We start from the raw sequence: 10,154 nt of genomic DNA on the forward strand, positions 1-10,154 counted from the left end.
GCTCCGCCTCCATGCGGGGGCACGGCCCCCGCGCTCCCCGGTTCGCTTCGCTCATCTCAGTCCCCCGTTCTCAGGACGTCGCCCAGGTCCGGGCGGTCGAAGGCGCGGTCGACGGCGAGGGCCGCCGCGGCGGCGAGCAGCAGCGCGGCCAGCAGCCCCAGCAGCGCGGCGAGTCCGGGCGTGTGGCCAGTCGCGGTGAACCCGGACGTGTAGGAGCGCAGGTCGACGACCGGACCGGTGATCTCCGGCAGCAGCAGCCCGAGGACCCAGCCGGCGGCGACGGCGCACAGCAGCACCGGGGCGATCTCGACGAGCGCGAGGGCGCGGCTCTGCCGCCGGTTCAGGCCGAGGACGTGCAGGTGCGCGACGGTCCGTCCGCGTGCGCGCGCGCCGACCACCAGGACGAGCAGGACGGCGAGCAGCCCGTACTCGCCGCCGATCAGGGCCGCGTTCCGGAACGTGCGGTGCACGAGGTCGACCATCGGGACGGCGGTCATGCCGTGCAGGACGTCGCGGCGCAGCTGCACGTCCCTGGGGACGCCCTTGGGGGCGGCGGCGTCGAGCACCTTGCGCAGCGCGGCGATGTCGACATGGTCCCCGCGGACGAAGAGCTCCGTGGGGTAGTTGCCGGATCCGAACGTCTTGTACGGGACGACCACGAAGGCGGATCCGGTGTCCATGGACGGGAACCGCTCGATCGTCGCGTCCGGCTTGAACCGGAACGGGTCGATGTAGTGGCTGCTGAGGGTGACCGCTTTGGACCCCGAGTCGAGGATCCCGGCGGCGCCGGGCGAGACGAGCTGCCCGTGCGGCGCGTCCGGGATGCCGGGAACGCCGGGGAACGCCGCGCGGTAGGCGTCGAGGTCGATGCCGAGGACGGTGATGGGGGCGGGCTCGCCCGGCCCGGTGACCTGCGGGACGGCCCGGGCCGGGACGACGGCGGTGACGCCCTTGACCGCGCGCGCCTTGGCGACCACGCCCGGGTCGAGACCGGTGGAGCCGACGCGGACGTCGCCGCCGACGACGCTGTAGGAGGCGCGGACCTGCCCGTGCCGCAGCGCCGTGTCCACAGTTGCGCTGAATCCGGCGACGGCGGCGGCGAGCAGCAGGATGACCAGCGGCAGCGCGCCGATCACGCTCTGCCGGGACGCGCGCGCGAGGCCGACGAACCAGACGGCGCCGCGGCCCCGGCGCAGCAGCGGCGCGGCGGCGCGCAGCAGGTACGGGTAGCCGCGCAGGACGAGCATGCCGAGCGCGGCGCCGAGCAGCACGGGGACGGCCGCGACGAGCGGATCGTCGCCGGACGCGCCGCCGCGCTGCCGCAGCACCACGACACCGGCGACGGCGACGACCACCAGCAGCAGGTCCAGGACGAGGCGGCGCGGCGACGGGCGCGCGGTGGTGAAGTCGTCGCGGCGGGCGCCGCCGGCGGAGCCGAGGCCGCCGCCGCGTTCGCGCAGCACCATCGCGCCGGACAGCGCGAGCACGACCGCGACCAGCGCGGCGACCGCGGAGAACGAGCTCGCCTGGGGCGGCCCGGTGTCGAGCAGGAGCCCGGCTGCGGTGCCGAGCGCCGCGGCGGGCACGACGGCGAGGGCGGTGAGGCCCCCGGCGTACCGCGTGAGCTGGCGAAGCGAGGCGCCGCGGGCCCGCATCGTGCCGAGGACGGGCCGGAGCCGTTCGCCGAGGAGGCCGGCGGCGAGCAGCAGCACCCCGGCGCCGACGGCGAGCAGCCCCGCCAGCGCCATCCCGAGAACGGACTGCGCGGTGCGGAGCCGGCCGAGGAAGGCGCCGAGCCGTGCTTCCAGCGGGGTCTCCACCGTGCACGCGAACAGTCCGGCGTGGCCCTGCACGGCGGCGCTGTAGGAGTCGAGATCGGCGGCGATGGCGCGCGCGCGGCCGGTGTCGACCGAACCGGTCCGCACCGGGAACCGCCAGGTGAAGGTGAAGCCCCGCCGGGCGTCGGCGGCGATCATGGTGTAGCCGCCGGCGTCGGTCAGCGCGGTGCCGCGCAAGACCCTGGTGCCGTCCCTCCCGACGATCCGCTCGATGGGCTGGAGCAGGGAGGGGCGCGACGCCCAGTAGGCGTCGCGGGGGTTCATCGGCGCGTAGAGCCCGGCGATGCGGACGTGCAGCGGGTCGGGGATGTCCTTGTCGGAGAGGTCGAGCCGGGCGCCGACCTTGTAGCCCATGGCGTCGGCGTATCGCTGGGCGACCATCACCTGGATCTCCGGCGTGGAGGCGCCGGGGTTCAGGGGAGGCTGGTTCACCGGCGGGCGCCCGGCGGTGATCATGATGCGCTGGTCGGCCCCCGGGTCCCAGCCGAGGTCCAGTTCCCGCGGTTCGGTGAACTCGCCGGCGATCCCCTGCGATGAGTCCAGGGCGACGGACGCCTCGGGCGGGCCCGTGACGGTCCGCAGCGCGCCCGGGAGGAGCTGCTGCCAGGTGAACGCGTTGGCGGTGAGCGCGCCCTCGTTCGGGACGGCGCTGGAGGCGCCGGTGCCCTTCGCCTTGCCGACCACCCTCAGGTCGGAGTCGGTGCCGACGGTGGAGGTGGCGTCGCGGTCGTACCCGGCGGCGGTCGCGGCCGGGACGGCGACCGCCAGCACCGCCGTCACCAGCGTCAGCGCGGCGAGCGCGGCCAGCGGCGCCCACTGCGTGCGGGCCAGCCGGAGCCAGGGCCCGGCGTGCAGGGCTCGGCGCATCATTCCTCCCCCGCGCGCAGTCCGGCGCCGACGTCGCGGCGGCGCAGGACCCGGATGACCGGCGGCAGCACGAGCCCGAGGACGGCGGCCGTCCCGGCGAGCATCGCCGCGACCAGCGGCCACTGGACGATCAGGACGGCCGGCGGGTAGGGCTCGGTGGCCTGCACCCCGACGACCAGGTGCGGGACGACCAGCCGCGCGACGATCAGGCCGAGCGCGGTGCCGCCGGCGAGGCCGAGCACGACGAGGAACGCCTGCTCGACGGCGAGCATCCCGGTGACCTGGCGGGGATGGACGCCGAGGGCGCGCAGCACCGCGAACTCGCGGGACCGCTGCCCGGCGGTGACGGCGGCGTTCACGACGAACGCGATGACGGCGAAGGCGAGCGCGGAGCCGAAGCCGAGGACGAGCGCGCCCTGGAGCGCGGCGCCGAGCGGCGCGTCGCGCAGCCGGGAGCGGAGCGCGGCGCGGTCGCCGGTCACCTCGCCCCATTCGCGGTGCGCGCCGGCGGCCTTGGCGGCGGGTCCGGTGCGGTCGCCGCGGACGGACGCCCACCATTCGCCGGGCCGGGTGCTGTCGGGGCCGGCGCGTCCGGCGGCGAGCCGCTCCTGCACGAGGGTGGGCAGGTCGACGAGGACGCCCGGGGCGCCGGGCGCGGTCGTGGGCAGCGCGCTGACGATGCCGATGACCTTGACGGGCTGGTCGCCGTCGACGGTGCTCAGGGTGAGGGTGGCGCCGACGCCGACCTTCGCGCGGGACGCGGCGGCGCCGGTGATGATGCCCGGCACGACCGGCTGGAGGTGCTCGTTCTGGTCGCCGTGGGACGGGGGCGCGCCGGTGCCGAGCACCGCGTGGACGTTCGTCCCGCTGGCGAGCCGGAGGCTGCCGAACACGACCTCGCCGGGCGGGCTCGCGGGGATCGCGATCTCGGCGAGCCCGGGGCCCTTCTCCAGCTTCGGGCGCGACGGGTGGGCGGGGTCCGCCGGCTCGGCGAAGACGTCCCAGCGCGCTCCGGCGGGCATCGCGGCGTCGCCGGTCCCTTCCCCGCGGACGTGCTCCAGGGTCAGGTCGAGGGGCCCGCTGTACCCGTTGTCGTCGTAGGAGTAGTGCAGGGCGCGGACCGACAGGGGGTAGCTCAGCACGCCGCCGGGTCCGGCGAGGGCGGCGGTGTCGACCGCGACGGTGTGGGTCCTGCCGTCCGCGGGGATGCCGGTGAGCTGGACGCGGGCGGTGACGCCGCGGGCGTCGGCGACGGTCGCCTGGGCCTTGTACGCGTCGACCGGCGGCGGGACGGTGCCGTCGGGCAGCGGCGGGGCGGAGCCGGTGCGCTTCAGCCGGACGTCGAACAGCAGGCGTGCGGGCCTGCCGGGGACCGTGAGCGCGGGCGCCTTGGGGCGGGCCGCGGCCAGCTCGCCGAGCGCCAGGCCGTCCCGGAGGTCGGAGCGGATCCGCAGCATCGTCCCGAGGCGCTCGGCGTCGGCGGCGAGCATGGTCGCGGACGCGGTGCCGACGGCGCCCTCGACGCGCAGGACGCCGGTCACGGCGGTGACGCCGGGCAGCGCGGCGACCCGTCCGCCGCCGCCGAGCGCGGTCGGCGCGAAGACCCCGACCGGCGCGCTGACGCGCAGGTCGGCGCCGCTCTGGAAGTCGGCCTGGTCGGTCTGCGAGCGCCGCCAGGTCGCCATCGTGGTGACCGACAGCACCCCGACGGCGATCGCCATGACCAGCAGCAGGACGGGTCCGGCGTAGCGCAGCGGGCGGCGGCCGACCTGCCGGGCGCCGAGCGCGGGGGCGAGGCCGCGGCCGCGCGCGGCGACGCGTTCGGCGGCGCCGGACGCGACGGGCACGACGCGCAGCAGCAGGACGGCGCCGGCGAGCAGCCCGAGCGCGGGCCCGGACACGATGACCGGGTCGACGCCGGACGCGCCACCGGACGCGCCGGTCCCGTCGACGCCGTACCGGGTGAGCTGCCAGATCGCGAGCGAGGCGACGAGGAGCAGCGCGAGGTCGGCGCCCGATCCGACGAGCCCGCCGCGGCGGGTGCGGCCGATGCCGGCCTGCGCCTCGACGAAGGTGCGGTTGGCGCCGCGCAGCGTCGGGACGGTGAGCGCGACGGCCCCGGCCAGCGCGGTGGCGACCGAGACGCCGTACAGCGGCGCGAGGGGCCCGGCGTCGAGCCGCAGCCCGGACGCGCGGATCGCGGGCGCCCATCCGGCGAGGTGCAGCAGCGGCCCGGCGAGCAGCGGACCGCACACCGCGGCGGGCAGCACGATCAGGGCGCCCTCGGCGACGCCGAGCGCGGCGAGCTGGCGCATGCCGAGGCCGCGGGTGCGCAGCAGCGCGACCTCGCCGCGCCGGTGGTCGGCCAGCAGCCGGGCGACGAGCATCCAGGCGCATCCGGCGAGCAGGATCAGCTGGAGCACCGGGATCAGCATCGTGGACCGGGTGACCCGGACCGCGTCGGCGAGCTGGGAGGCGAGCTTCGGCAGGCTCGTCACGACGGTGTACTGGGCGCCGCCGGCGGCCTTCTGGACGATGGCGGCGCTGCGGGCGGCGCGGTCGCCGAGCCCGTCGAGGTCGCCGGTGTCGATGCGCCGGAGGTCCGGCATGACCGTCCACCGGACGTCCACGCCGGTGCCGGTGAGGCGGGCGGCGAACACGTCCTGCGGGACGACGAGCGGCCCGTAGGTGGTGTAGTCGCCGTGCTCGGCGCCGGTGGTGACCAGCTGGTCGCCCTGCCAGAAGTAGTCGTCCGGGCGGGGCACCTCGAACAGCCCGACGATCCGGGCGCGCACGACCGACTTCTTGTCGACGCGGCCGTGCAGGGTGAGGACGTCGCCGACGGAGGCGTGCACGGACCGGGCGGCGGCGGCCGGGAGGGCGGCCTCCATCTCGGCGTCCTTGCCGGCTCCGGCGCCCGGCGAGGGCCAGCGCCCCTGGGCGAGGCGCGCGTGCCGCTCGATGCCGGTGTAGGTCGCGAAAGCGGTCAGCTGGGGATGCTCGATCTTCTCCTGCCCCGGCAGGGTGTAGGAGTCGCTGCGGACGCCCATCGAGACCGTCAGCGGCACGTCCCGGTAGATCTGCTTGAGCGCGCCGTCCACCTGGTGCTGGGCGGTGGTGAGGCCGCCGGCGGGGACGTTGGTGCCGAGCGTCGTGCCGACCGTGGCGAACGTCGCGTCGGCGAGCGTGCGCCGCAGGCCCTCGCGCGTCACCGAGCCCGCGTAGCCGACGAGGGCCGCGAGGACGGTCGTGGCGAACAGCGCGGTGGCGCACGCGGCCAGCACCAGCGTGCGGTCCGCGGCCATGCGCCTGACGACGAGCCCCCGTTGCCCCATAGCCGCACATGATCAATGGGTGTGATCCGGACAACAAGAGCTGACGTTGTTTCTTTTACCTATCGCAACATTTCCGGTACTTCACCATGATCTGGACAGATCAGCCATGTCTCCGGCGGGCCGGCCCACGCGCGCGGGCGCTCACACGTCGCCGTTGCGGAGGGCGATGAGGCGGTCCAGGACGTTCGCGTCCGCCGACAGGCCGTTGTGCGCGTACTCGCTGGTCACCCACGTCCGGATCCCCGGGATGGCGGCGGCCGTCGCCATCGACATCTCGCGGTCCACGTACATGTCGTCGTAGTAGACGGCCGCCGCGACCGGAACGGTCGTGGACGCCAGCCGTTCCGGGTCGTAAAGGGCGGGCCATTCGTGCGCCGCCACGAGGTCGGCGCACTCCCGCAGCGGGACCAGCGCGGGGTCCTCCTCGAAGAAGGACGGGAAGATGGTCTCACCCAGGAAAAGGAACGGCTCGGCCTGCGGTGCGAACTCGGGGAACTCCTCAGCCACCCGGGCGGCCGACCAGTTCGACGCCGTCCCGTTGCTGACGCACGATTCGTGGATGAGCGCGTAGAGCGGCTGCGCGGCGAACGACACGATCGCGTTCACGCCGTGCAGGAACGTGTCGGAGAGCCGGCCGTCCGCGATGAACGCCTCTTCCATCAGGTAGTGCAGATTGTCGAACTGCGCGGAATGGCCGAGCCCGATGCCGACGCTCTGGAAGCGGCGGGGGGTCAGCCGCTCCCCGCCCGGCAGGCGCTCGTCGGCCCGGTCCAGGTGCGCGGCGATGCGGCGCGCGACGTCCTGGTCACCGGGATAGCGGGCGAAGTAGCGCGCGTTGGCCGCCGCGATCCGCCGGTACGCCGCCCGGTACCAGTCGTCGGGCGTCGCCGTCAGGCTCGGCAGCCCGCCGGTGACGAACGCCTCGCTCAGCCCCTCCGGCGCGATCGACAGGTACGTCACCGTGCAGAAGCCGCCGAAGCTCTGCCCGAGAACGCTCCACGGCCGGTCCCCGGCCAGGTGGCGGCGCAGCAGCTCCGCGTCCCGGACGATCGAGTCGGCGCGGAAGTGCCGCAGGAGCTCGGCGGCGGCCTTCGGGTCGGCCGGGAGCGTCTGCCGGTTTAGCGGCGTGCTGCGCCCGGTGCCGCGCTGGTCGAGCAGCAGCACCCGGTAGTCCTGGAGCGCGCGGGCGAGCCACGCCGCGGGCATCGCGCCGGGGCGCGGCGACTTGTTGCCGGGCCCGCCCTGGAGGTAGAGCAGCCACGGCAGGTCCGCGCCGCGCTTCCCGGGCGCGACGACCTCCCGCGCGTAGATCCGGATCGCGGGACCGGACGGGTCGCCGTGGTCGAGCGGCACGTCCAGGAAGTGGTCCGTGCACGCGTACCCGGGCCGGGTGAACGAGTTCGGCATCCTCCCACTATCGCCGACCGCCGTGCCGGGGCCGGGCGGCGGGACGGTCAGGGGCGGCGGGACGGTCAGGGGCGGCGGGCGTAGTCGAGGACGCGGGGGCCGAGGACGTCCTCGATGGCGTCGAGGAGGCGCAGGAGGGCCGCCGCCGTCCTCTCGGGGTCCTCGCGGGCGTCGGTGCGCCTGCCGACCTCGCTCAGGACGTGCGCGTGCAGCCAGCCGATCTGGCCGGCGACCAGCGCGGGCAGCGGGTCGCCGGAGGCGGCGCCGGTCTCGGCGGCCAGCAGGTCGGTGAGGGACGCGGTCATCCGCACGGCGATCTCGTCGAGCCGCGCGATGAGCGTCGGGGCGGCGCGCATCATCGCGTAGAAGCCGGCGAAGCCGGGGGTGAGGCCGAGGGACGGGTCGCGGCGCCCGACCTCCTCGCGGAGGCGCCGCAGGACGGCCTCGGCGGCGGACTCCCCGCGCTCGCGCTCCCGGACGATCCCGGCGAGCCGGTCGCCGTGGTGCGGCGGGAGGACGAGGTCCTCCTTGGCGTCGAAGTAGTTGTAGACGGTGTTGACGGAGACGTCCGCGGCGGCGGCGACCTCGGCGATCGTCACCCGGTCGAAGCCGCGCTCCACGAACAGCGCGACGGCCGCGTCCGCGATGCGCCGCCGCGTCTCCCGCTTCTTCCGGTCCCGGAGCCCCTCCGCCATGCGGACACTGTAGCGGGACGCAAAGTTTAAGTCGATTGCAAATTTGGAGTCCGTTATGGTTTTATCGCCGCCATGCCCACGCCAGTCATCAGCGCCCGCGGCCTGACCCGGACGTTCGCCCTCAAGTCCGGGCCCGTTCACGCGGTGCGCGGCATCGACCTGTCCGTCCCGTCCGGCGAGATCCTCGGGTTCCTCGGGCCGAATGGCGCGGGGAAGACGACGACACTGCGGATGCTCACCACGCTGCTGCCGCCGACCGGCGGCGAGGCGGAGGTGGCGGGATGCGACCTGCGCCGCGACCCGGCCGGCGTGCGCCGCGCGATCGGGTACGTCGCGCAGGCGGGCGGGCTCGACCCCGCCTGCTCGGTGCTGGAGGAGCTCGTCACGCAAGGGCGGCTGCACCGGCTGGGCCGCGCCGAGTCGCGGGAGCGGGCCGAGCGGCTGGCCGGCGACCTGGCGCTCACCGACCTGCTGGCCCGGCCGGCCGGCGCGCTGTCCGGCGGGCAGCGGCGGCGGCTGGAGATCGCGCTCGGGCTCGTCAACCGGCCGGCGGTGCTGTTCCTGGACGAGCCGACGACCGGGCTGGACCCCGGCAGCCGCGCCGAGCTGTGGGACCTCGTCCGCCGGATCCGGGACGAGCACGGCACGACCGTCTTCCTCACCACCCACTACCTGGACGAGGCCGACGCGCTCGCCGACCGCATCGTGGTCGTGGACGCGGGGACGGTCGTCGCGGAGGGCTCCCCCGCCGCCCTCAAGACCCGCTACGCGGGTGACCCCGACGCCAGCCTCCAGGACGCGTTCCTCGCCATCACGGGGCACAGCGTCCCGGACGAGCACGCGCCCATCGCGATATGAACCGGAGAACCCTGATGCGCGAGCTCCTCGCCGACACCGGCGTCATCTTCGGCCGCTGCATGCGGGCGACGACGCGCTCCAAGACGAACCTGCTCTTCGGCATGCTGCAGCCGCTGCTGTTCCTCGCCCTCTTCGGGCCGCTGCTCACCCGGCTCGGCCTGGGCGTGGACGGATCCTCGTGGCAGGCGTTCGTCCCGGGCGTGCTCGTCCAGCTGGCGATCCTCGGCGGCTCGTACGTCGGGCTCGGCATCATCGTGGAGCGCGGCCAGGGCGTCATCGACCGGATGCGGGTCACGCCCGTGCGTCCGGCGGCGCTGCTCCTCGGCCGGACGCTGCGGGACGTGGTGCAGCTCGCGGTCCAGGCGGCGCTGCTGGTCCTGCTCGGGCTCGCGTTCGGGTTGCGGGCCCCGGTCTCGGGCGTCCTGGTCGGGTTCGCGTTCGTCGCCGTGCTGTCGGCCGCGCTGTCGGCGCTGTCGTACGGGCTGGCGATGAACGTGCGGACGCCACCGGAGTTCGCCGCGATCGCCAACACGGCGGGGATGCCGCTGATGCTCCTGTCCGGCCTGCTGCTGCCGATGACGCTGGCGCCGGGGTGGCTGGACGGCGCGTCCCGGGCCGTCCCGTTCCGGTACACGGTGGACGCCGTCCGGCAGGCGTACCTCGGGCACTACACGAGCGGGACGTTCACGGTCGGCGCGGCGGTGACGGCGGCGTTCGCGGCGGTGTCGCTGACCGCCGGGACCTGGCTGTTCCGGTGCGGCGGCTGAGCCCGGACACGAGCGAGGCCGCAGGGGCGGCCGCGCAGGCAAAGGCCGGCCCGCAGGAGTCGGCTAGGCCGTGTTTCAGAAGTTGATCACGGTGTGTCTGCCGGTTCGGGATGATCTTGTTTGTGGGTCGTGGTGATCTGACCGATGCGCAGTGGGCGCTGTTGGAGCCGTTGCTGCCGGTGGGGGCGAAGCCTGGTCGGCCGGTGGTGTGGTCAAAGCGGCACTTGATCGACGGGATCAGATGGCGGGTCCGCACCGGTGTCCCGTGGCGTGATCTGCCGACCCGGTTCGGGCCGTGGCAGACGGTCTATGGGCTGTTTCGGCGGTGGCAGCGGGATGGTACGTGGGCTCGGATCGTGAAGGGTCTGCAGGCTCAGGCCGATGCGG

Annotated in this window: 7 protein-coding genes; 3 read left to right on the top strand and 4 right to left on the bottom strand. The window is 75.1% G+C overall.

Going from position 1 to position 10,154, the window contains the following annotated elements:
* Window positions 1-56: 56 nt before the first annotated feature.
* The 4 genes from amrb99_RS45600 to amrb99_RS45615 all read right to left on the bottom strand — a co-directional run bounded on the left by amrb99_RS45600 (window position 57) and on the right by amrb99_RS45615 (window position 8,142).
* Complete coding sequence (locus tag amrb99_RS45600; RefSeq protein ID WP_190868335.1) at window positions 57-2,705, bottom strand: FtsX-like permease family protein; 2,649 nt, start codon at window positions 2,703-2,705, stop codon at window positions 57-59.
* Window positions 2,705-6,040 (bottom strand): ABC transporter permease, encoded by a 3,336-nt coding sequence (locus amrb99_RS45605; protein ID WP_190868336.1) that lies wholly within the window; start codon window positions 6,038-6,040, stop codon window positions 2,705-2,707. Before amrb99_RS45605 ends, amrb99_RS45600 begins: the two co-directional genes overlap by 1 nt.
* Before the next feature lie 141 nt (window positions 6,041-6,181).
* Window positions 6,182-7,447, bottom strand: a complete 1,266-nt coding sequence (locus amrb99_RS45610; protein WP_190868337.1) for an alpha/beta fold hydrolase — start codon at window positions 7,445-7,447, stop codon at window positions 6,182-6,184.
* A gap of 65 nt (window positions 7,448-7,512) precedes the next feature.
* Window positions 7,513-8,142, bottom strand: a complete 630-nt coding sequence (locus tag amrb99_RS45615) for a TetR/AcrR family transcriptional regulator (RefSeq protein ID WP_190868338.1) — start codon at window positions 8,140-8,142, stop codon at window positions 7,513-7,515.
* 72 nt (window positions 8,143-8,214) lie between these two features.
* On the opposite strand from amrb99_RS45615, the gene amrb99_RS45620 reads away from it, so the two are divergent.
* From amrb99_RS45620 to amrb99_RS45630, 3 genes are all read left to right on the top strand, one after another.
* A complete protein-coding gene (locus amrb99_RS45620) occupies window positions 8,215-9,000 on the top strand; it encodes an ATP-binding cassette domain-containing protein (RefSeq protein WP_190868339.1) in 786 nt (261 codons plus the stop codon).
* Window positions 8,997-9,767, top strand: a complete 771-nt coding sequence (locus amrb99_RS45625; RefSeq protein ID WP_241756551.1) for an ABC transporter permease — start codon at window positions 8,997-8,999, stop codon at window positions 9,765-9,767. Before amrb99_RS45620 ends, amrb99_RS45625 begins: the two co-directional genes overlap by 4 nt.
* 122 nt (window positions 9,768-9,889) lie before the next feature.
* A partial coding sequence (locus tag amrb99_RS45630; RefSeq protein ID WP_190868342.1) for a transposase occupies window positions 9,890-10,154 on the top strand: 265 nt, incomplete at its 3' end.

The sequence above is a fragment of the Actinomadura sp. RB99 genome (assembly GCF_014706005.1).
Classification (GTDB): Bacteria; Actinomycetota; Actinomycetes; order Streptosporangiales; family Streptosporangiaceae; genus Spirillospora.

What these genes read in the sequence shown, in the direction of transcription:
- amrb99_RS45625 (WP_241756551.1), top strand. Translation starts at nt 8,997, where the DNA reads ATGAACCGGAGAACCCTGATGCGCGAGCTCCTCGCCGACACCGGCGTC.
- amrb99_RS45620 (WP_190868339.1), top strand. Translation starts at nt 8,215, where the DNA reads ATGCCCACGCCAGTCATCAGCGCCCGCGGCCTGACCCGGACGTTCGCC.
- amrb99_RS45615 (WP_190868338.1), bottom strand. Translation starts at nt 8,142, where the DNA reads ATGGCGGAGGGGCTCCGGGACCGGAAGAAGCGGGAGACGCGGCGGCGC.
- amrb99_RS45610 (WP_190868337.1), bottom strand. Translation starts at nt 7,447, where the DNA reads ATGCCGAACTCGTTCACCCGGCCCGGGTACGCGTGCACGGACCACTTC.
- amrb99_RS45600 (WP_190868335.1), bottom strand. Translation starts at nt 2,705, where the DNA reads ATGCGCCGAGCCCTGCACGCCGGGCCCTGGCTCCGGCTGGCCCGCACG.
- amrb99_RS45605 (WP_190868336.1), bottom strand. Translation starts at nt 6,040, where the DNA reads ATGGGGCAACGGGGGCTCGTCGTCAGGCGCATGGCCGCGGACCGCACG.